Source organism: Paenibacillus sp. (assembly GCF_035645235.1).
Taxonomy (GTDB): Bacteria; Bacillota; Bacilli; order Paenibacillales; family YIM-B00363; genus Paenibacillus_AE.
Genome location: NZ_DASQMZ010000065.1, coordinates 40,990 through 63,022, shown reverse-complemented (window position 1 = coordinate 63,022; position 22,033 = coordinate 40,990). Strand labels below are relative to the sequence as shown.

General features: G+C 59.2%; 21 protein-coding genes, 1 tRNA gene and 1 rRNA gene. 20 read left to right on the top strand and 3 right to left on the bottom strand.

Annotated elements, in window-relative coordinates; translation table 11 throughout:
- The 12 genes from VEZ38_RS06240 to glnA form a co-directional block, all read left to right on the top strand.
- Positions 1–228, top strand: a 23S ribosomal RNA gene (locus tag VEZ38_RS06240); the annotation flags it as partial.
- A 126-nt stretch (positions 229–354) separates the two neighbouring features.
- Positions 355–429 (top strand) — tRNA-Gly (locus tag VEZ38_RS06235).
- A 122-nt stretch (positions 430–551) separates the two neighbouring features.
- Positions 552–1,544, top strand: coding sequence for a Gfo/Idh/MocA family oxidoreductase (locus VEZ38_RS06230; protein ID WP_324892481.1), 993 nt, complete (start codon positions 552–554; stop codon positions 1,542–1,544).
- A gap of 85 nt (positions 1,545–1,629) precedes the next feature.
- Positions 1,630–2,331 (top strand): response regulator transcription factor, encoded by a 702-nt coding sequence (locus tag VEZ38_RS06225; protein WP_324892480.1) that lies wholly within the window; start codon positions 1,630–1,632, stop codon positions 2,329–2,331.
- Between the two features lie 95 nt (positions 2,332–2,426).
- Positions 2,427–3,146, top strand: coding sequence for a response regulator transcription factor (locus tag VEZ38_RS06220; RefSeq protein ID WP_324892479.1), 720 nt, complete (start codon positions 2,427–2,429; stop codon positions 3,144–3,146).
- A 3-nt stretch (positions 3,147–3,149) separates the two neighbouring features.
- Positions 3,150–4,229: a hypothetical protein gene (locus tag VEZ38_RS06215; RefSeq protein WP_324892478.1), complete on the top strand. Its 1,080-nt coding sequence runs from the start codon at positions 3,150–3,152 to the stop codon at positions 4,227–4,229.
- Positions 4,210–5,661: a glycosyltransferase family 2 protein gene (locus tag VEZ38_RS06210; protein ID WP_324892477.1), complete on the top strand. Its 1,452-nt coding sequence runs from the start codon at positions 4,210–4,212 to the stop codon at positions 5,659–5,661. Before VEZ38_RS06215 ends, VEZ38_RS06210 begins: the two co-directional genes overlap by 20 nt.
- A gap of 69 nt (positions 5,662–5,730) precedes the next feature.
- Positions 5,731–6,381, top strand: coding sequence for an HD domain-containing protein (locus VEZ38_RS06205; protein ID WP_324892476.1), 651 nt, complete (start codon positions 5,731–5,733; stop codon positions 6,379–6,381).
- A gap of 130 nt (positions 6,382–6,511) precedes the next feature.
- Positions 6,512–7,792 carry a GTPase HflX gene (hflX, locus tag VEZ38_RS06200; protein WP_324892475.1) on the top strand — a complete coding sequence of 427 codons (1,281 nt, stop codon included), beginning with the start codon at positions 6,512–6,514 and terminating at the stop codon, positions 7,790–7,792.
- A gap of 29 nt (positions 7,793–7,821) precedes the next feature.
- The gene (locus tag VEZ38_RS06195; protein ID WP_414694674.1) at positions 7,822–9,081 is read left to right on the top strand and encodes an aminotransferase class I/II-fold pyridoxal phosphate-dependent enzyme; all 1,260 of its coding nucleotides are present in this window, start codon (positions 7,822–7,824) and stop codon (positions 9,079–9,081) included.
- A 96-nt stretch (positions 9,082–9,177) separates the two neighbouring features.
- Complete coding sequence (locus VEZ38_RS06190) at positions 9,178–9,588, top strand: MerR family transcriptional regulator (RefSeq protein ID WP_324892474.1); 411 nt, start codon at positions 9,178–9,180, stop codon at positions 9,586–9,588.
- Positions 9,589–9,612: 24 nt separating this feature from the next.
- Entirely contained in the window at positions 9,613–10,941 is a 1,329-nt protein-coding gene (gene glnA / locus VEZ38_RS06185; protein ID WP_324892473.1) for a type I glutamate--ammonia ligase, read from the top strand.
- A gap of 209 nt (positions 10,942–11,150) precedes the next feature.
- Here the strand turns inward: glnA and lexA are convergent, their stop codons facing one another.
- Positions 11,151–11,774: a transcriptional repressor LexA gene (gene lexA / locus VEZ38_RS06180; RefSeq protein ID WP_324892472.1), complete on the bottom strand. Its 624-nt coding sequence runs from the start codon at positions 11,772–11,774 to the stop codon at positions 11,151–11,153.
- A gap of 195 nt (positions 11,775–11,969) precedes the next feature.
- Here lexA and VEZ38_RS06175 point away from each other — a divergent pair, with 195 nt between their 5' ends.
- From VEZ38_RS06175 to VEZ38_RS06155, 5 genes are all read left to right on the top strand, one after another.
- On the top strand, positions 11,970–12,350 hold the full coding sequence (locus tag VEZ38_RS06175; RefSeq protein WP_324892471.1) for a LysM peptidoglycan-binding domain-containing protein: 381 nt from the start codon (positions 11,970–11,972) through the stop codon (positions 12,348–12,350).
- Positions 12,351–12,499: 149 nt separating this feature from the next.
- Entirely contained in the window at positions 12,500–12,685 is a 186-nt protein-coding gene (locus tag VEZ38_RS06170; protein WP_324892470.1) for a DUF896 domain-containing protein, read from the top strand.
- A 4-nt stretch (positions 12,686–12,689) separates the two neighbouring features.
- Complete coding sequence (locus VEZ38_RS06165; RefSeq protein WP_324892469.1) at positions 12,690–13,220, top strand: hypothetical protein; 531 nt, start codon at positions 12,690–12,692, stop codon at positions 13,218–13,220.
- Positions 13,217–13,999 carry an HAD family hydrolase gene (locus VEZ38_RS06160; protein ID WP_324892468.1) on the top strand — a complete coding sequence of 261 codons (783 nt, stop codon included), beginning with the start codon at positions 13,217–13,219 and terminating at the stop codon, positions 13,997–13,999. Before VEZ38_RS06165 ends, VEZ38_RS06160 begins: the two co-directional genes overlap by 4 nt.
- A gap of 120 nt (positions 14,000–14,119) precedes the next feature.
- The gene (locus VEZ38_RS06155; protein ID WP_324892467.1) at positions 14,120–14,587 is read left to right on the top strand and encodes an Hsp20/alpha crystallin family protein; all 468 of its coding nucleotides are present in this window, start codon (positions 14,120–14,122) and stop codon (positions 14,585–14,587) included.
- Between the two features lie 29 nt (positions 14,588–14,616).
- Here VEZ38_RS06155 and VEZ38_RS06150 read toward each other — a convergent pair whose 3' ends face one another.
- Positions 14,617–15,159: an acireductone dioxygenase gene (locus VEZ38_RS06150; protein WP_324892466.1), complete on the bottom strand. Its 543-nt coding sequence runs from the start codon at positions 15,157–15,159 to the stop codon at positions 14,617–14,619.
- A gap of 179 nt (positions 15,160–15,338) precedes the next feature.
- On the opposite strand from VEZ38_RS06150, the gene metH reads away from it, so the two are divergent.
- Together metH and rnz are read left to right on the top strand one after the other, a co-directional pair.
- Positions 15,339–18,782, top strand: coding sequence for a methionine synthase (gene metH, locus VEZ38_RS06145; RefSeq protein WP_324892465.1), 3,444 nt, complete (start codon positions 15,339–15,341; stop codon positions 18,780–18,782).
- 3 nt (positions 18,783–18,785) lie between these two features.
- Positions 18,786–19,712 carry a ribonuclease Z gene (gene rnz, locus VEZ38_RS06140; protein WP_324892464.1) on the top strand — a complete coding sequence of 309 codons (927 nt, stop codon included), beginning with the start codon at positions 18,786–18,788 and terminating at the stop codon, positions 19,710–19,712.
- A gap of 127 nt (positions 19,713–19,839) precedes the next feature.
- On the opposite strand, the gene VEZ38_RS06135 is transcribed toward rnz, so the two are convergent.
- Positions 19,840–20,154 (bottom strand): YbjQ family protein, encoded by a 315-nt coding sequence (locus VEZ38_RS06135; RefSeq protein ID WP_324892463.1) that lies wholly within the window; start codon positions 20,152–20,154, stop codon positions 19,840–19,842.
- A gap of 202 nt (positions 20,155–20,356) precedes the next feature.
- On the opposite strand from VEZ38_RS06135, the gene VEZ38_RS06130 reads away from it, so the two are divergent.
- Positions 20,357–22,030, top strand: coding sequence for a GspE/PulE family protein (locus tag VEZ38_RS06130; RefSeq protein WP_414694675.1), 1,674 nt, complete (start codon positions 20,357–20,359; stop codon positions 22,028–22,030).
- Positions 22,031–22,033: the final 3 nt, after the last annotated feature.

Here is a 22,033-nt window from a genome sequence, read left to right as displayed (position 1 = left end):
GGACCGGGATGGACGTACCGCTGGTGTACCAGTTGTTCCGCCAGGAGCATCGCTGGGTAGCCAAGTACGGAAGGGATAAGCGCTGAAAGCATCTAAGCGTGAAGCCCCCCTCAAGATGAGATTTCCCTGCTTGAAGACCCCTTGTAGACGACAAGGTTGATAGGCTCGAGGTGGAAGCGCAGCAATGCGTGCAGCTGACGAGTACTAATCGGTCGAGGACTTATCCTCAAAGCTTTCCGGAGGAAAGCTGCTTCGGAAGCATAAGATACTTCGGACGTTTCGCATCCAGTTTTCAAGGAGCAAGTCTCCTTGAACCGATTCACCCGTTGTTTCTTGGCGGAAACAACACCCTATGCGGACGTGGCTCAGTGGTAGAGCATCGCCTTGCCAAGGCGAGGGTCGTGGGTTCGAATCCCATCGTCCGCTCCAGATCTTGAATGGTGCGCCTTGAACGATTGCGTTCAAGGCTTTTTTCTGTTTCTTTCGGGTTGTCCCGGCGCCGGCGAATTTGTTACAATGAGCCGTACGCACAGGCGAGAGGAGCGGTGAGCATGGAGAAGGTGCGCTGGGGAATCATCGGTTGCGGCGCGGTGACGGAGGTAAAGAGCGGTCCTGCGTTCCAACAGGCGGAAGGATCGGAATTAGTCGCCGTCATGCGGCGCAACGGCGCGCTTGCGAAAGATTACGCGGAACGGCATGGGGTGCCGCGATGGTACGACGACGCGGACCGTCTCCTCGCGGACCCGGAAGTCGACGCGGTATACGTCGCGACGCCGCCGGATTCCCATATGAAGTACACCTTGAAAGCAGCGCTCGCCGGCAAACCGGTCTACGTCGAGAAGCCGATGGCTCGGAACGAGTCGGAGTGCATCCAGATGATTCAAGCGTGCGAAGCGGCGGGCGTTCCGCTGTTCGTGGCATACTATCGGAGGATGCAGCCTCGTTTTCTAAAAATAAAGGAGTTGCTCGACAGCGGCGCCATCGGGGACGTTCGGTTCGTACATAATGTATTTCTGCGAACGCCCACGCCGTACGATCCGAGCACGTCTTGGCGGCTCAAGCCGGAAGTCGGCGGCGGCGGTTTATTCCCGGATTTGGCCAGTCACACCTTGGATTTGCTCGATTATTTCTTAGGGCCGGTCCGACGGGCGACAGGCATGGCGGGAAATCAATCGGGCCGATTTGCGGTGGAGGATATCGTGACGATGGCGTTCGAATTCGAATCCGGCGCGATGGGGACGGGCGTCTGGTGTTTTGAGGCGGCCGCGGCCGAGGATCGGTGCGAGATCGTCGGGAGTCGAGGAAAAATTACGTTCGCCACCTTCGCCGACGAGCCCGTTCGGTTAACGACACCCGAAAGCACGCAGGAATGGCTCATCCCCCAGCCGAAGCACGTCCAGTTGCCGCTCATTCAGAGCGTCGTGGACGAACTGCGGGGGCGGGGCGCACGCTGTCCGAGTACGGGGCGCTCGGCCCTTCGAACGAACCGTACGATGGATGCGGTTCTTGCAACCTATTATTTTTTTTCGCCCACAAGAAAATAAGAACCTTGTAGCTAGTTCCCGCTAGCATATACTGGTATAATATTGTTCAAACAAACTTAAAAACAAAGGACGACTTTTCGGAACAATGGACAAGCCTTTACTATTATTGGTGGATGACGACCGAGCGGTCAAGCATCTGCTGTCGGAGACGCTGGAACTGGAAGGCTTTCTCGTCATGACGGCGGGGAACGGCATCGATGCGCTCAAATTAATCGAGGAATACCGCTTCGACTTGATCCTCCTTGATATTATGATGCCGGGCATGGACGGGCTCGAGGTTTGCAAACGAATTCGAGATCAATACCCGGGGCCGATCGTCTTGGTGAGCGGCCGCGATCGGAACGCGGACAAGGTCATCGGATTGAGTGTCGGCGCCGACGACTACATTACGAAGCCGTTCGAAATCGACGAAGTCGTTTCCCGCGTGAAAGCTCATCTCCGCAGAGAGCAGCGCTCCCGCTCTACTCGCAAATCGACGGATTCGGTATTATCCTTCGACGGCGGAACGCTCGTAATTCACAAAGACACGTATGAAATCTATCTTCATCAGGAGCGGGTCGAGTTATCTACGAAAGAATTTCAGATTCTTACTTATTTAGCCGAACAGGAGGGACGAGTCGTATCTCGAGAAGAAGTGTACGAAGCCGTATGGGGAGAGCAAGATACCGGCGATATTCATACCGTAACCGTACATATTAAAAACCTAAGAGCGAAGATCGATCCGCAGAACCGGTATATCAAGACCGTCTGGGGCTCGGGTTATAAATTTACAGGCGAGAAGGATTGAGACGCCCCCTTTCTCCATTGTCGCGTCGCGGCAAGAGAAGGGGGTGATTTCATATGTGCTGTCAGAAACAATCCGTAAGAGGGGAACGGCGGGGCATGAGTAAATATATCGAATTATTCATCCAGCAGTTCGGGCAAAGAATACGGGATGTGCTGCAACGGGAAGGCGACATTCCGGAGGTCGAGCTGTTTCGATTGGTTCATACGGCGAAGGGGACGGCCGGTACGGTCGGTCTGCCGGAATGGTCCGAGATCGCAAGCGAGCTGCTTGCGCTCCTGCGCGAGGACGGCCGGCGCACCTTTACGGCAGCCGAAGCGGAGATGCTGCTCGCGCCTTTGCTTCATGTCGCCAGCGGAACCGCCGTGGCCGCAGCTTCGGAAACGGTCGGGCGCACGGCGCCCACGGAGCCGATCGTCGCGAACGGTCCGTGGAATATCGCCGTCGTCGACGACGATCCGATTTTGCGAACGATGCTGAGCCGTCGGCTCGGGAGGCTTGTCGGCGATTTCGACGAAGTCGCGGTGAAAGCGTACGAGGACGGGGGAGCGTTCCTCGCGGACGATTGGCATCGAGGGGACGTGCCGTGCTTGCTGTTATTGGATCGAAATATGCCGCGTATGAACGGCATGGAAGTGCTGCAGCGGCTGCGCAGCGTCGATCCGGCGCATCGGTACCGGATCTTGATGCTGACCGGCATCGAGGACGACGAGGAAGTCGCGAAGGCGCTGGAGGCGGGCGTCGACGATTATATGACGAAGCCGTTCGGCATGGCCGAATTGGAAGCTCGCGTTCGCAAAATGCTCAGAGGCCGGTAACCGATGTCGGCTATGGCGTTGGTATGGACGGCGATCGGAGGCTGTACGATCCTCCTTTTCGTGTTATACGGGTATGTGGTGCTGGCGAAAAGACGGTGGCTCCGAGCGGGACGGTTCGTGGAGGACCGCTTGGAGGCGATTGAGGCGGCTTTGCAGCGCAATGCGGATGCGAAGCTTCCGCTCGACGCCCTCGTCGCAATGGCGGCGAAGCATCGCGCATGGCGGGTTGCGACCCAGGACTTCTTGGCGCGGAGGGCCGCGCTCGGGGGCACGGACGAGGAAGTCGAGCGTACCCGCGCGTTGGCCAGAGCCTGCTTTGCCGATGCGTACCGGCGCGGATTGACGGCGGGGCGGTGGAGCGAACGCATGAACGCGATCGGATATATTGCGCTTTTCCGTCTGGAGGAGTTTTGGCCGGAGCTGGCGTGGGCGCTGAACGACGAAAGACGAACGCAACCGGAGCGGATGCTGGCGCTTCGCGCGCTTGCGACGTTGCAGCGCGTCGAAGCGATCGATTTTTTGGCCGCTTCCCCGAAAGGCTTGACGGATCACGACATCCGCCATGCGCTCATGCCGCTCGGCGAGGGGGTGCTGCACCGCTGCTGCGTCTCGTTCGACAACTTTGCGCCTTGGGTGCAAACCAATATTTTGGATGTGCTGCGCGTTCGAAATATTCGGGACGAAGCGACGCTGCGGCTGTTCGAACGAGCGCTCCGGTCCGACTCCGTCGAGCTTCGCATCCGGGCGATGAAAGGGATCGCGAACTTCGGTACCGTCGGGGAAGAAGCGGAGGAAGCGTTCCTTGCGCGGATGGTCGATTGGCGGGGAATGCATTGGTCGGAAAAGCTGATGGCGGCTCGCTGGATGGGCGCGATTCCGAACGATCGCTATCCGCCGCTGCTGGAGCAAATGCTGGAAGACGCGCACCATGCGGTTCGCTATCAAGCGATGCAATCGTTAATGGAGTACCCCGGTCGACGGGCGAGACTGGAACGGTTGTCGGCTGCGCAGTCGGATCGCTTCGCCGGCGTATTAGCGCAAGAAATGATGGAGAGATACGGCTATGAGCGACATCGGGCATGAATGGATAAGAGGCGCGGCCGAAGTCGCGGCCGTCGTCGCGTTTTGGTATGTCGGCGCGGTGCTGGCGTTTTATTTGCTGCAGCTCGCGATCGCGATGCGCAAGCTGGCGAAGGAGGAGGGACTGGCGCCGCTGCAGCTCCAAGAGCTGCAGCATTCCGCGTTCACGCCGCCGCTGTCGATTCTCGTGCCGGCATATAACGAAGAACGGAATATCGTCGACAGCGTCCGATCGCTGCTCGGAATCAACTACGGCCTTTTCGAAATTATCGTCGTGAACGACGGCTCCAAGGATCGGACCGTCGAGGAGATGCTTCGAGAGTTCGACATGTTCGAAATCAGGAGCAAATCGCAGTGGTCCGAGCTCCCGAAAACTACGCAGCCGGTGCGGCGCGTGTTCGGCTCCAAGCGGCATGCGAATTTGTTTTTGGTCGATAAGGCGAACGGCGGGAAGGCGGATGCGCTGAACGCCGGCATTCTGTATTCGCGATACCCGTATTTCGTCTCGTTGGACGGCGATACGGTGCTCGATCCGGATGCGTTCGTGCGGATTATGAAGCCGATTCTCGAAGCGAGGCCGGGCGAGGAGATCATCGCTACGGGCGGCAGCATCGGAATCGTGAACGGGAGCGGGGTCGATTCCGGCTATTTGCGCCGGGACGACGTCCGGCTTTCCGGCAATCCGCTCGTCGCCATGCAGGTCATCGAATATTTGCGGGCGTTCTTGATGGGGCGCATCGCGCTTAGCGAGATGAGGCTGCTATTGATCGTCTCCGGCGCGTTCGGCGTCTTCCGCAAGGATTGGGTCATCGAGGCGGGGGGCTACGAGACCGGCACGATCGGGGAGGACATGGAGCTTGTCGTTCGGTTGCACCGGCTGATCCGGGAGAAGCGGAGCCAAGCGCGGATCGCGTATATTCCCGATCCGGTCTGCTGGACGGAGGCGCCCGAGACGCTTGCCGTATTGAAGCGGCAGCGCAGCCGCTGGCAGCGAGGATTGTTCGAGAGCTTATGGAAGCATCGAGGCATGCTGTTTCGCCCAAAATACGGACGGATCGGACTGGCGGCGATGCCGTATTTTCTAATCGTAGAATTGTTCGGCCCGATCGTCGAACTGGCGGGGTACGCCGCGGTCGTGTTCGGTTATTTTCTCGGCGCGCTGAATATCGGCTTCGTCGTTACCTTCGCGTTGTTAATTTTGTTATACGGTTCCCTGCTTTCCGCCGGCACCGTCCTGCTCGAAGAACTCAGCTTGAAAAAGTATAACCGCGTCTCGGACGTCACGAAGCTGTTCCTCTGCGCGTTAACCGAAAGTTTATGGTACCGACCGCTGATGCTATGGTTCCGGCTCGTCGGGCTCGTCGAGGCGATCCGCGGCAAGAAGCATGGGTGGGGCGACATGGCGCGGCGCGGGATTTCGGTCCGTCGAAAGTGAAGAAAGCGCGCGCGATCGGGAGGCGGGGGCGGAATTCAAATAAAGCTACAGACGGAAAGGGTGTTTCGCGTGAACGAACGAATCATCGCCGAAGCGGAACGGTGGGCGAAGGAAAAGCTGGGCGGGGACAGCAGCGGTCACGATTGGTGGCATATCGAACGCGTGCGGCGCATGGCGGTTCGTCTGGCGCGGCGGACGGGCGCGGACGGGTTCGTCTGCGAGATGGCGGCGCTGCTGCACGACTTGGCGGACGAGAAGCTGTTCGGCGACGAGGAAGCGGGCCTAAGGGACATTCGCCGGTGGCTCGGCGAACAGGGCGTCGACGAGGGATCTGCCGAACGTATCGTCGACATCATCGCGAGGCTATCCTTCAAAGGCGGCGGCCGCGCCAGCATGCCGACCTTGGAGGGACAAGTCGTGCAGGACGCCGATCGACTGGATGCGCTCGGCGCGGTGGGCATCGCCCGCACGTTCGCCTATTCGGGCTGGAAAGGTCAGCCGATGCACGATCCCGCGCTGCCGCCTCGCGAAGCGATGACCGCCGAGGAATACCGGAAAGGGAAAAGTACGGCGTACAATCATTTTCATGAGAAGTTGTTAAAGCTGAAAGCGTTCATGAATACGGAGGAAGCGCGGCGCATCGCGGAAGAACGGCATCGGTACATGGAGTCGTTCTTGGCAAGATTCGAAGCGGAGTGGAACGGGACGGACGAAGCGTAAAAAGGGGGCTTTCTCGCCGATGCAAGGGCGGGGGGCCTTCTTTGCGTTCGGCAGGGCGTCAAGTGGAAAATGTTTGTCGGAGATGGTATGGTATGGGGGAGAATTCGAGCCGAAAGGGGCATCGACATAAATGAAGCAAAGCACGATGACAACAAGCACCGAAATCAAGGACCGCGCGATTCTGGTGAGCCTCGTCACCGGCGATGAAAACGACGATTTGATTCAATATTCTTTGGAGGAACTCGTCCGACTGGCGGAAACGGCCGGCGTCGAAGTGTTGGACACGGCGTTGCAGAAGCGCGAGAAAGCGGACAGTAAGTGGTTTATCGGCAAGGGAAAGGTAGAAGAGGTTCGCGTCCGGCTCCGCGAGCTGGAGGGCACGACCGTCATCTTCAATCAGGAGCTGTCCGGCGGGCAGGTTCGCAACCTCGAAGAAGCGCTTGACGCCAAGATCGTAGATCGGACGCAGCTCATTCTCGACATCTTCGCGCAGCGCGCAAAGACGAGGGAAGGCATATTGCAGGTTGAGCTGGCCCAACTGAGCTACCTGCTGCCGCGGCTGTCCGGACACGGGAAAAATTTGTCGCGCCTCGGCGGCGGCATCGGGACGAGAGGCCCCGGCGAGACGAAGCTGGAGACCGACCGCCGGCATATTCGGAACCGGATAACCGATCTTCGGCGCCAACTAGACGAGGTTACGCGGCACCGAAAGCTCCATCGAGAGCGGCGGAAGAAGAGCGGCGTGTACCAGGTGGCCCTTGTCGGGTACACGAATGCCGGCAAGTCGACGCTGCTGAACCGAATGACGAATGCGGACGTCTATGCGGAAAATTTGCTGTTCGCCACGCTCGACCCGACGTCGCGGAGCATGCCGCTTCCGTCGGCAGGCGAGGTCGTGCTGACGGACACGGTAGGGTTCATCCAGCAGCTGCCGCACGATCTTGTAGCCGCCTTCCGAGCGACGCTCGAGGAGGTGCTTGAGGCGGATTTGATTTTGCACGTCGTCGACGCGTCTTCGCCGATGCGCGAAGAACACATCCGCGTCGTCGAGGAAGTCCTGAAGGAGCTGGGCGCCCAAGGGAAAGAAACGATCACGGTGTACAACAAAATCGACCTGTGCGCGCCAGGGGATTGCGATATGATTCCTTCCGGTCCGGACGCGATCCAGCTGTCCGCGTTGAACGACGCGCATTTGGACGCATTGAAGGACATGCTGGAACGTCGTTTGATGGGGGAAGTCGTTACGTTCCGGTTTCCGATCGAACGCGGGGATTTGATCGCCTTGGCCTACCGAACCGGGGACGTGCTCGAATCGGAGACGGAGGACGACGCGGTGAAGATGACGATTAAGCCGCAATCGAAAGCTTACGCGTCGGTTGCCGCAAAGTTGGAGCCATTTCTTTTGAAGTGATAAGTATATGATAGGTTGGTGGAAGGTAATTGAACATAAATGAGTTACATCCAAGACTTCGTGACGCCGTAGCGGCGGCCGAGCAGATCGCCGAACCCCGGCTGCGGGACATCGATCGGTTGATCGACGTCAATCAATGGAAGACGATTCGGGCGTTCCAAGCGCATAAAGTGAGCGATTTTCATTTCCACGGATCGACCGGGTACGGCTACAACGATCGCGGGCGCGAGACGTTGGACGAGGTTTATGCGACGGTGTTCGGGGCGGAGGCGGGACTTGTCCGGCCCCACTTCGCTTCCGGCACCCATACGATCGCGACGGCGTTGTTCGGGGTGCTCCGGCCGGGCGACGAGCTGCTGTTCGTGACCGGCTCGCCTTACGATACCTTGCATAAGGCGATCGGCGCCGAGGGGGACGGAACCGGCAGCCTTCGCGACTGGGGGGTCAAGGTAACGATCGTGCCGCTGACGCCGGAGGGGCGCGTCGACTGGCCGGCGGTGGAGGCGGCTTGGAATCCGGCGGTGAAGGTCGTCGCGATGCAGCGGTCCCGGGGGTACGAATGGCGCGCTTCGTTCACGGTGGAAGAGCTCGGCGAGATGGCGAGGCGGGCCAAAGCGTTGAATCCGGAAGTCATTACGTTCCTTGACAATTGCTACGGCGAGTTCACCGAGGAACGAGAGCCGACGGAGGTCGGGATCGATTTGATGGCCGGCTCGCTGATCAAAAATCCGGGAGGCGGCATTGCGCCGACCGGGGGATATATCGTCGGGCGCCGCCGGCTTGTCGAGCTGTCGGCGTACCGGCTTACCGCGCCGGGGATCGGAGCGGAGGTGGGGTCGATGTTAGGCGCGACGCGTCCGATATATCAAGGCTTGTTTTTGGCGCCGCACGCGGTCGGGCAAGCGCTCAAGGGAGCGGTGTTCGCCGCGGCGCTGTTCGACGCGCTGGGCTTCGTCACCCATCCGAGGTGGGACGAACCGCGCTCGGACATCATTCAAGCGGTTCGATTCAAGGAGCCGTCGCAGTTGATCGCGTTCGTGCAGAGCGTGCAGCGCGCTTCCGCGGTCGATGCGCATGTCGTTCCCGAGCCATGGGATATGCCGGGGTACGAGCACCCGGTCATAATGGCCGCCGGCACGTTCATTCAGGGCGGAAGCCTTGAATTCAGCGCGGATGCGCCGATCCGGGAGCCGTACACGGCTTATATGCAGGGGGGTCTAACATACTCCCATGTGAAGATAGGTGTCGTTTCCGCTGTGCAGCGTATGATGGAAGAAAAATTGTTGTGAATAATTATTACATATAACCTAACACGAATTGACAAGTATCCGTCATTTCGCTAAAATGTACTGTAGCACTTATAAACGCTGGAAGGTTGATGTATAATGGGTGATGAAATTCGCCGCAATATGGCTTTGTTCCCCATCGGAATCGTCATGAAGCTGACCGATTTGACGGCGAGACAAATTCGCTATTACGAGCAACATGAACTCATTATGCCGGCTAGAACGTCTGGAAACCAACGTCTGTTTTCTTTCAATGACGTCGAGCGTCTGCTCGAGATCAAAGCGCTGATCGAGAAAGGCGTCAATATCGCGGGCATAAAGCAAGTTTTACTGCCGGTCAACAAGGAATCTGACGATGCCACGGTGTTGAACGAACATACGGAAGTCAAGCGGCGCGAGCTGACCGACAAGCAGCTTCATAAGATGCTCAAGCAACAGCTGCTTGGCGGGAATCGAAGAGGGCAGGTTTCGCTCATTCAGGGCGAGTTGTCCCGGTTTTTTAATACTTAGTTTCTTTGATGGGAGAGAAGCGCATTGGGTTACACGAAGGACGACATTATGCGAATCGCGAAGGAAGAGAACGTTCGCTTCGTACGACTGCAATTCACGGACTTGTTGGGCGTTATCAAGAACGTGGAAATCCCGGTCAGCCAATTGGAGAAAGCGCTTGACAACAAGATGATGTTCGACGGATCTTCCATCGAGGGCTACGTTCGAATCGAAGAGTCGGATATGTATTTGTACCCTGATTTGGACACGTGGGTCATCTTCCCGTGGGTCACGGACGACCGCGTCGCGCGGCTGATTTGCGATATTTACATGCCGGACGGCACGCCGTTCGCCGGCGACCCTCGCGGCATCTTGAAGCGGGCGCTTCGCGAGGCGCAAGAGATGGGTTACACGACGATGAACGTGGGGCCGGAGCCGGAGTTTTTCTTGTTCAAGACGGACGAGAAAGGCAATCCGACGCTCGAAACCAACGACCAGGGCGGATATTTCGATCTTGCGCCGACCGATCTCGGCGAAAACTGCCGACGCGAAATCGTCGTCGTGCTCGAGAAGATGGGCTTCGAGATCGAGGCGTCTCACCACGAGGTCGCCCCGGGCCAACACGAAATCGACTTCAAATATTCGGACGCGGTGCACGCGGCCGACCAAATCCAGACGTTCAAGCTTGTCGTTAAGACGATCGCGCGGAAATATAACCTTCACGCATCGTTTATGCCTAAGCCGCTATTCGGCATGAACGGTTCTGGCATGCACTGCCACCAATCGTTGTTCATGGGCGACCAGAATGCCTTCTACGACGAGAACGACCGCTTAGGCCTTAGCGTGACGGCCCGCCAGTATATGGCCGGCGTGCTGAAGCATGCCCGCGGTTTCGCGGCCATTACGAACCCGACGGTTAACTCTTACAAGCGGCTTGTGCCGGGGTACGAGGCGCCGGTGTACGTCGCATGGTCGGCTAGCAACCGTTCCCCGATGATTCGGATTCCGGCTTCTCGCGGCCTCAGCACCCGGATCGAGGTGCGCAACCCCGACCCGGCGGCCAATCCGTATTTGGCGATGGCGGTCATGCTCGCAGCCGGGCTCGACGGCATCAAAAACAAGATGTCGCTGCCGGCGCCGGTCGACCGGAACATCTACATTATGAGCGAAGACGAGCGGGAATCGGCAGGCATTCCGAGCCTGCCCGCCAGCCTGAAGGAAGCGCTCGACGAGCTGCTTGGCGACGAAGTAGTCTGCGACGCGCTCGGCGATCACGCGCTCGCGCATTTCGTCGAGCTGAAGGAAATCGAATGGGATATGTACCGTACGCAAGTGCATCAGTGGGAACGCGATCAGTATTTAGCGCTGTACTAAGCCGTACGTCATAGCGAGTTCCCCCGCGCGCGGAAGCGGACTGCGCCAGGGGAAGAGGAGGAGCCTCCCTCTTCGACTGGAATCCTGAAACTTGGGATTCCGGGCGAAGGAGGGAGGTTTTTTTCGTTGAGGACCGGGACACGCCGGAATAAAAAAACGCCCCGCGCCTTATTGCAAGGGCGAGGCGCGGGAACGACGCGGCGGCAGGTTTAATGAATTTCGCGGAAAAGGCCGATGACTTTCCCGAGTACGGTGACGTGGTTGTAGCGGAGCGGCTCCATGGTCGGATTCTCAGGCTGCAAACGGATATGATCGCGCTCTTTATAAAACGTCTTGACGGTCGCTTCGTCATCCTCCGTCATCGCGACGACGATATCGCCGTTGGAGGCGGTTTGCTGCTGTCTGACGATGACATAGTCTCCGTCTAGAATGCCCGCTTCGATCATGCTCTCGCCGACGACCGACAGCATGAATACCTCGTCGTCGCGCACCATGTGGGACGGGAGCGGGAAATACTCCTCGACGTTCTCGACGGCCGTGATCGGCATGCCGGCGGTTACCTTGCCGACGAGCGGAACGCGAGCGACCGCGAGACGTACCATTTGGATTTCGTCCTCGTCCCCGAGCAGCTCGATCGCCCGCGGCTTCGTCGGGTCGCGCCGGATGAACCCCTTCTTCTCGAGTCGGTCGAGATGGCCGTGAACGGTGGAGCTGGAGGCCAAACCGACGGCTTCTCCGATCTCGCGGACGGAAGGCGGATACCCCTTCTCCCGGACTTCGCTTCTAATAAATTCTAAAATTGCTTGTTGTCGATTCGATAGCTTGGTCGTCATATTCGATCACTCCAAGGATTGGTAATAAATTATTTGAAGTATAACATAGAACCGGAGTTCGTACAAACATAAGTTCGAGTTCGGTTCAATAACGAGAACAAAAGTTCTCTAAAATCGTTGACACAAACGGGTGTTCGTGTTACATTCAAATCAGAACAAATGTTTCGGAACAGACGTTTGGAGGATGATGAGAAGATGACGATGAGAAGGACTACATACAAACAGAACAGAACGAATGCAGGCAAGGTGTTCTTGGCAAGAATTTTATTGTTCTTAGCATTGGTCGGGATCGGGGCGACGTCGGGGGTCATGATTCATGCCCATGCGATGAACCCGGGAGAGGCTTCGCTCGAGCTCGAAGCGGCCGCTCTCGACAATCCCGGAGATGCCATTGGAGAGCGGCCTGCCTCCCCTGCGGCGGTACTATGCGTCGAGCCCGGGGACACGCTGTGGGCGATCGCCAAGAAGTATGGGCCGGAGGATGTGCCGACGAAGAAGTACGTGCAACAAATTCTCGAAGCGAACGAGCTCGACTCGGCGGCGCTCTCCGTCGGTCAAGTGTTGGTGCTCCCGTAAGTTTGATGCAGTTGTCCGACGACGCGGGTTTCGCGTTCTTCCCGAAGCCGCTTGCCCCCTCCCGGGGCAAGCGGCTATTCTCTTTTTCTGCGCCTTGACTTGACTCTCGGTCCTGTGTCAAAGTAGTTGAAAGAAAGGAGAAGGTCATCATGTTATCCGCACGCATACAACGCATTAACGAGCTCGCCCGCAAACAGAAGGCCGTCGGTCTGACGGACGCCGAGAAGCTGGAGCAAGCCGAATTGCGAAAACAATATATCGATAACCTAAAGGCGTCGCTGAGACAACAGTTGGATTCGATCGAATTCGTAGACGACGACGGAGAGAAGGGCTGAGCGTATGTCCCGCAAATGGGAACGAATGGTAGAGAAAAACTCGAAGCGCATGAATCAAGTAAGGGCTAAGTCGGGGCAAGCGCCGATCGGGAGCCAAGAAGGACCGACGCCGATCCGCGGCCGAAGCTGGTTGTTTCCGCTTGCGCTGGCATCGGCCGGGCTGTTGTTCGGCTTGACGATGCCGGCGTCCGCGACCGGAGATAATACCTTGTACCAAATCACCGTTGGGTTGTATTTGCTGTTAGCCTTCTTTCATTTCGTCATCCGGCGCCCGTATCTGAAGGTCGGGAAGCAGGAGCTGTCTTGGAGAACGTATGCGGGGGACCGCGTCGCCAAGGCCGGCGACGTCGCCGAAATACGCATCGGGGAGCGGCGCTCGACCGTGGTGTTGAAGGACGGAAAGACGAAGCGTACGTTTTCGAAGCTGTACCACCTGTATCCGATGCAGCGCGTGAACGCGGAGCTGTCCCAATTCGCCGCCGTTCACCAGATTCCGCTGACCGGGGAAGAGAAGGAGACGTCGAAAGCCACATGAAGAAGAAAGCCGTATTATTCGACTTAGACGACACGCTGCTCTGGGACGAGCGTTCCGTACAAGAGGCGTTCGATTTGACATGCCGTGAGGCGTCGGAGGCCGCGGGCGTCGATCCGAAAGCGCTGGAGCAAGCCGTGCGAAAAGAGGCTCGCGCGTTGTACGAAGCCTACGAGACGTTCCCGTTCACGCAGATGATCGGTATCAACCCGTTCGAAGGGCTGTGGGGCAACTTCCGCGAAGGCGCCGCGCCAGAATTTCGGGCGTTGGAGCGCATCGCGCCGCAATACCGGGCCGACGCTTGGACGCGGGGACTGCTGGCGGTCGGCGTGAACGACAAGGCGCTCGGGGCGGCGCTCGGGGAGCGGTTCCCGGCGATCCGCCGTTCGCTTGCATACGTGTACGAGGAGACGTATGACGTTCTCGACGCGCTGAAGGGGAAGGTCAAGCTGCTGCTGCTGACGAACGGGTCCCCGGACCTGCAGAAGGAGAAGCTCGCCGGCGTGCCGAAGCTTGCCCCGTATTTCGATCATATCGTCATCTCCGGCGATTACGGACGCGGCAAGCCGGACCCGGGCATCTTCCGTCACGCCGTCGACCTGCTCGGGATCGAGCCGGCGGAGGGCGTGATGATCGGCGACAAGCTGACGACCGACATTCTCGGCTCGAGCCGGATCGGGATGGACAACGTGTGGATTAATCACCACGGCGCGGAGGTCGGGTCGCATGTTCCTCCGAAGCACACCGTCACGAGGCTGAAGCATGTTTTGGAAGTTATTTAAATTTTGGAAAGACGGCGCTAAACCGCGGGATCCCACCCAGCGGTTTTTTTCTTGAACGGATGGAGGACTTCCGGAATACGCTGTAGCATGACGGGCTACGGCGGAGGAGGGACGGTGCGAATGGGCAACGCATGGTGGAAGGATCCGCGATTTCGCGACGGATGGAAGTCGTTCGAAAGCGTCGTTCGAAGGAAGCTCGCGTCGCTGGAACGCTCGCGTGAGGCGGGAGGCGAATACGAGTGGGACCGATTGGTAAGGGAATGCTTGTCGGCGCTCGAAACGCATCGTGCGTCGGGGTATACGTGGGATTGCTTCGAGACGTTCCGTTCGGTCATCGTCCGGGTGACGCTGCCCGCGGGGCTCGAAGACAAACTGCCGAAGCTGTACGTGAACGAGCGGACGTTAACGCTCTGCGGCATCCCCGGGAAGCTGGACGAGACGATCGAGCTTCCGGCGAGCGTCGTTCCGAAGAAGCCGCGCGCGGCATACGCGAACGGAATCGTAGAAATCCGGCTGCGGAAAAAAACGGCGGCGAAACGTCTGCGCCGGGTGCGCTGCAACGCAAAAACATCCCCTTCCGGCGGGTAGCCGGGAAGGGGATGCGCGCACATTACATATTAGGCTTTCTGGAACGCGGGGTCGGCGTAAGGGTGCGCGATCCAGCCTTCCGTCTCGATGAAGAGCCGAACCGCGACGATTTGGCGGTTGTCCATCAGCGTAAAGAAATGCGGCTTATGCTCCGGTACGGAAATCACGTCTCCCGCCTCGAGCTCGACGTCGAAGTAGCCGACATCGTCCGTGCCTTTGATGATAAAGATGCCGCGGCCGGCCGTGATCGCGCGAACCTCGTCTTCGGTATGCGTGTGGACGTTTTCGAATTTCTTCAGCAGCTCCTCGAGATTCGGCGTCGCGTCGGAAAGAGCGACGATATCCCAAGTTTTGTAGCCGCGGCGGCTTGCCAAATCGCGAATTTCTTCATCGTACGTGGACAAGATTTCCGCTTTCTCCTCGTCGGACAGGACGAATTTATTTTGAAGATGCGCCGGAAGCTTCGACGGGTTCCAGTGCTCGTACAGTACCTCTTGACTGTTCAGGAACGCGCGGACGTTGTCTTCCCCGACGATGCGCTCTTCCGTGTTGCGAATGCGTATTTCTGCCATCGGAATCCCTCTCCTCTAATCGGCTTTGCTCAAATTAGAATCATTCTTATCAGCAAGCAATTGATACGTATTATAAGATATTTTACCCTGCATGTCATGCGTTTTGTCAAATCGCTTTTCCAATTCCGAGTATTTTGCTACACTATGATGAATGAATGCTAGGGGGCGTGGAAAGAAATATGGCGAAATCCTTGCTGGAAAGCCAATTAGAGAAAAAGATCTTAATCATAGACGGCGCCATGGGCACGATGATTCAACAAGCGGATTTAGGGGCCGAGGATTTCGGCGGCGAAGAGCTCGAGGGCTGCAACGAGATGTTGTGCCTGACGAAGCCGGACTTGATTCGCAGCATTCATGAGGCGTATTTCGCCGCTGGCGCGGATCTCGTGGAGACGAACAGCTTCGGTTCGACGAGCGTCGTGCTGGCCGAATACGACATTCCGCAGCGGGCGCGGGAGCTGAACCTCGCGGCTGCGCGGCTGGCCCGGGAAGCGGCGGACAAGTACTCGACGCCGGAATGGCCTCGGTTCGTCGCGGGCGCGATGGGGCCGACGACGAAGACGTTGTCGGTGACCGGCGGCGTGACGTTCGACGGCCTCGTCGAGTCGTATTACGAGCAGGCGCTCGCGTTGATCGATGGCGGCGTCGACGCGCTGCTGCTCGAGACGTCGCAGGATACGCTCAACGTGAAGGCGGGCAGCATCGGCATTCGCAAGGCGTTCGAGTCGTCCGGCAAGACGCTGCCGATCATGCTCTCCGGCACGATCGAGCCGATGGGCACGACGCTCGCGGGCCAGCCGATCGAGTCGTTCCTCGTCTCGCTCGAGCATCTGAAGCCGATCTCGATCGGGTTGAACTGCGCGACAGGGCCGGAATTTATGAAGGACCATATCCGGACGCTCTCGACGCTCACGGACGCCGCGGTGTCTTGTTACCCGAACGCGGGGCTGCCGGACGAGAACGGAAACTATCACGAGTCGCCGGAGTCGCTCGCGAAGAAGCTGGCCGGCTTCGCCGAGCAAGGCTGGCTCAACATCGCCGGCGGCTGCTGCGGCACGACGCCGGACCACATTCGTGCGATCGCCGAGTATTTGTCGGCATACGCGCCGAGACCGCGCGCGGGCGAGCATCCGCCGGCCGTCTCCGGCATCGAGACGGTGTATCTCGAAGCGGACAACAAGCCGCTCATGGTGGGCGAGCGTACGAACGTCATCGGCTCGCGCAAGTTCAAGCGCCTCATCTTCGAAGGCAAGTACGAGGAAGCGTCGGAAATCGCGAGGGCGCAAGTGAAGAGCGGCGCCCATATCGTCGACGTCAACCTCGAGGACACGGAGCTCGACGAGAAGAAGGCAATGGCGGAATTTCTTCAGCTCGTGACGAAGAAGGTCAAAGTGCCGCTCATGCTCGATTCCACGAACGCCGAGGTGCTCGAGATCGGGCTGAAGCATTCGCAGGGCAAAGCGATTATCAACTCCATTAATATGGAGGACGGGCTCGAGCGGTTCGAGCGCGTCGTACCGCTCATCCACAAGTACGGCGCCGCCGTCGTCGTCGGCCTCATCGACGAGAAGGGCATGGCGGTTTGGCCGGAGGACAAGCTGCGGGTCGCCCGCCGGTCGTACGAGGTGCTCGTGAACGACTTCGGAGTGAACCCGCGGGATATCATTTTCGATCCGAACGTCTTTCCGGTCGGCTCCGGCGATCCGCAGTACGTCGGCTCGGCGGCGGCCACGATCGAAGGCATCCGCTTGATCAGCGAACAGTTCCCGGAATGCTCGACGATACTCGGCATCAGCAACGTGTCCTTCGGCCTGCCGCCGGCGGGGCGCGAGGTGCTCAATTCCGTCTTCCTGTATCACAACACGAAGGCGGGGCTCGGCTACGCGATCGTCAATACGGAGAAGCTGGAGCGCTATGCTTCGATTCCGGAGGAGGAGCGGAAACTCGCGGAGGATTTGATCTTCCACACGAGCGACGATACGCTTGCCGCTTTCGTTGCGTATTTCCGCGAGAAGAAGGTCGAGAAGAAGGAGAAGACGAGCAACCTGTCGCTCGAGGAGCGCCTTGCTTCCTATATTATTGAGGGGACGAAGGAAGGGCTCATTCCGGATCTCGATGCGGCGCTGCAAAAATACGCTCCGCTCGAAGTAATTAACGGTCCGCTCATGGCGGGCATGGACGAGGTCGGCCGGCTGTTCAACAACAACGAGCTGATCGTCGCGGAGGTGCTGCAGAGCGCCGAAGTGATGAAGGCGGCGGTGTCGCATCTCGAACCGTTCATGGAGAAATCGGAGTCGAGCGTCAAGGGGACGGTTATGCTCGCGACCGTCAAAGGCGACGTGCACGATATCGGGAAAAATTTGGTCGAAATCATTCTCTCCAACAACGGGTACCGCATTATTAACCTTGGGATTAAGGTGCCGCCGGAGCAGCTCATCGAGGCGTATCGGAAGGACAAGCCGGACGCGATCGGGCTGTCCGGGCTGCTCGTGAAATCCGCTCAGCAGATGGTCACGACCGCCCAGGATCTCAAGTCCGCCGGCGTCGACGTGCCGATCCTCGTCGGGGGCGCGGCGCTCTCGCGCAAATTTACGAAGACGCGCATCGCGCCGGAGTACGAGGGGCTCGTGTTGTACGCGAAGGACGCGATGGACGGCCTCGATCTCGCGAACAAGGTAATGAACCCTTCGGAGCGGGAACGGCTTATTCGGGAGCTTCGCGAGGCGTTGGAATCCGACGTGAAGGAATCGGGAAAACGGGAGAAGCCGGCGCAAGACGGCGCGCCGCGCGTGTCGAACGTCTCCCGCGACGTGCCGGTGCAGGTGCCGAAGGATATGGATCGCCACGTGCTGCGCGATTATCCGATCCCGCATCTGCTGCCGTACGTTAACATGCAGATGCTGCTCGGCCATCACCTCGGGCTGAAGGGCAAGGTCGCGACGCTGCTCGCGGAGGGCGATCCGAAGGCGCTGCAGCTCAAGGCGGTCGTCGACGAGCTGTACGAGGACGCGATCAAGACGGGCTCGCTCAAGGCGAATGCGGTGTATCGGTTCTTCCCGGCGCAGTCGCAGGGCGATGCGGTGCTTGTATACGACCCGAACGATACGACGCGAGTGCTCCAAACGTTCGTCTTCCCCCGCCAAGAAGTGGAGCCTTACTTGTGCCTCGCGGATTATTTGCGGCCGGTGGAGAGCGGCGAGATGGATTACGTTGGCTTCCTCGTCGTTACGGCCGGGGCGGGCATTCGCGATCGGGCGGAGGCGTACAAGGCGCGCGGCGAATATTTGCTGTCCCACGCGGTGCAGGCCGTGGCGCTCGAGACGGCGGAGGCGTTCGCGGAACGCGTCCATCAATTGATGCGCGACGTATGGGGAATCCCGGATCCGGCGAACCTAACGATACAAGGGCTCTTTGCGGCGAAGTATCGCGGGCAGCGGTTTTCCTTCGGCTATCCGGCGTGCCCGAACCTCGAGGATCAGGCGCCGCTGTTCGAGCTGCTCCAGCCGGGCGACATCGGCGTCGAGCTGACGGACAGCTTTATGATGGAGCCGGAGGCGTCGGTGTCGGCGATCGTCTTCTCGCATCCGGAAGCCCGATACTTTAACGTAGATAAGGCGGAATAACGCGTGGAATTGTATTTTCTCGGCACGGGCGCGGGCATGCCGACGCGCCTGAGGAACGTCACGTCGGTCGCCCTGAGCCTCATGCAGGAGCGAGGCACCGTCTGGTTGTTCGACGCGGGCGAGGGAACGCAGCAGCAGATGCTGCGTTCGCCCGTCAAGCCGGGCAAGCTGGAGTTTTTATTTTTGACGCATCTGCACGGCGACCATCTGTACGGGGTGCCGGGGCTGCTCACGAGCCGTTCTTATCAGGGCGGGGAGTCGCCGCTGACTGTTTTCGGACCGCCGGGGACGCGGCGTTTCGTGGAGACGACGCTCGACGTCAGCGGGGCGCACCTGGACTACGAGCTGCGTATCGCGGAGATCGGCGAGGGGATCGTGTACGAGGACGACGGATTCGTCGTCACGGCGGCGAAGCTCGAGCACCGGATCGACTCGTACGGCTATCGGATCGTCGAGAAGGATACGCCGGGCGCGCTCGACAGCGCGAGGCTTGCCGCCGAAGGCTATCGGCCCGGGCCGCTGTTCGCGAGGCTCAAGCGCGGCGAGACGGTCACGATGCCGGACGGTCGGACGATCGACGGGAACGACTACCTCGGCGCATCGCTGAAGGGCCGCACCGTCTGCGTGTTCGGGGATACGCGCCCGTGCGGAAGCGAGCTGGCGCTCGCCCGAGGCGCGGACGTGCTCGTCCACGAAGCGACGTATATGCACGAGAAGGCGGACAACGCGCACAAGTATTACCATACGACGGCGACGCAAGCGGCGTCGCTCGCGGCGGAGGCCGGGGTCGGAGCGCTGATCCTTACGCACCTGTCGTCCCGGTATCAGGACGAGAGCGTTCACCGGCTGCTGGAGGAGGCGCGGGCGATTTTCCCGAATTCGCACGTCGCCGAGGATTTCTGGTCGTTCCGGGTGACGAGACGGGCGTGAGACTGCGGGGCGGCGCTGTAACGAATATACTTTCGTTACCGTAACGCCTGGTCCGCAATAAAAAAAAGGCGAAACCGCAGCGCGCTCGATCCGCGTTCGCCGGTTTCGCTTTTCCTTTTCCCAAAAATTACTCCGCCCGCACCGCCGTGCCGCTCACCGTCACCATCAGCATGCCTTCGCGCACAACCTCGTAATCGATGTCGATGCCGACGACCGCGTTGGCGCCGGCGTTCCTCGCGCTTTGCTTCATCTCCTGAATGGCGATTTCGCGGGCTTCCTTCAGCTTCTGCTCGTAGGCGCCCGACCGGCCGCCCACGATGTCGGTAATCGACGCGAACAGGTCGCGCACGATGTTGGCGCCCATAATCGCTTCTCCGTTCACGATGCCCAAATACTCGGTAATCCGCTTGCCTTCGATAGAATTCGTCGTCGTAATGATCATGATGAATGCCTCCTCCGGAATGGTTTTATCTTGTTATGCTGCTACGTATTACGGTCCCCGTTCCGCCGGCGTTTCAATCTAACGGTGAAATGACGTGCGCCAATTTTTATTGACCATGTCGATTTTGCTATGATTAAATATTACAAAACCATCATTCAACATGATTCGACATGATTTGCGTACGGGGGCGAACACGATGAGCATGCAGCAGCGGAAACGGATCGGGGATCTGCTCGTCGAAGCCGGCGTGCTGCCGATGGAAAAGCTGCAACAGGCGCTGTTAGAGCAACGCGAATCGAAAATGCGGCTCGGCGACCTGCTCGTGCAGCGCGGGTATATTACCGAGCAGCAGTTTATACAGGTGCTCGAATTTCAGCTCGGCATCCCGCACGTGCAGCTGTTCCGGCAAAAAATCGAACAGAAGGTCATCAACTTGATTCCGCAGCGGATCGCCGAGCAGCATACGGTCATTCCACTGCGCATCGAAGGAAACAAGCTCGTCGTCGCGATGGCCGATCCGCTCGACTACTTCGCCATCGACGAGCTTCGCATGAGCACGGGCTTTCGCATCGAGCCGGTGCTCGCCTCCAGGGACGAGATGCTGCGGGGCATCAAGCGGTTTTACGGCTTGCAGGAGAACGTCGAGCAAATCATGCAAAACCTGCAGGCGCGCGAAACCGAGTCGGCCCCGCAGGCGGCGCCCGAGGAAGAAGATTCGCCCGTCGTCAAGACGGTCAACCAGATCATCCTATCCGCCGTACAGCTTGGGGCGAGCGACATTCATATCGATCCTCAGGAGGATTCGCTTCGCATTCGGTATCGGGTCGACGGCGTTATGCGGACCGAGCAGACGTTGCCCCCGCACATGCAGGGCGTCATCGTCGCCCGCGTCAAAATTATGGCGAATTTGAACGTAGCCGAACGGCGCCTGCCGCAGGACGGGCGGTTCGAGATGGACGTGCAGTACCGGAAGGTCGACATCCGGATTTCGACGATGCCGACGATTCACGGCGAGAAGGTGGTTATGCGCGTGCTCGACGTCGGCAGCGCCATGACCGATATCGAGAAGCTGGGCTTCTCCGAGCACAATTTGCGGCTGTTCCGGTCGTGCATCGCCAGCGCGCACGGCGTCGTCTTGATTACCGGACCGACCGGCAGCGGCAAGACGACGACGCTGTACTCGGCGCTCGCCCAACTGAACGGCGAAGACGTCAACATTATCACGATCGAAGATCCGGTCGAGTATCAGCTGCACGGCATCAACCAGGTCCAGGTCAATCCGCAAACCGGCGTAACGTTCGCGGTCGGCCTGCGGGCGATCCTGCGCCAAGATCCGAACATCGTCATGGTCGGGGAGATTCGCGACTCGGAGACGGCGGAAATTTCGATTCGCGCCGCCATGACGGGCCACCTCGTATTAAGCACGCTGCACACGAACTCGTCCGTGAACGCGATTACCCGTTTGATCGACATGGGGGTCGAGCCGTTCTTAATCGCCTCGGCGGTGAAAGGCGTCGTCGCGCAGCGGCTCGTGCGCCACATTTGCTCGAAATGCGCGGCGCCCTACGTGCCGAAGGCGGAGGAGCGCGGATTGATGGAGGCGTACGGTCTGTCCGTCGGGGCGATGCTGCGCGGCGCCGGCTGCGAGGAGTGCGGCCGGACGGGCTACCGGGGCCGGCTCGCGATCCATGAGGTGCTCATGCTGGACGACGAGCTTCGATCGATGGTGCTTCAGCGGAAATCGGACAGCGACTATCGAAATTATGCGGTGAACCGGGGATACGTTCCGATGCTCGCGGACGGACTGGCCAAGGTCGCGAAGGGCTTTACGACTGTAGAGGAAGTGCTGCGGGTGACGAGCGGCGATGTGCAGTAATCG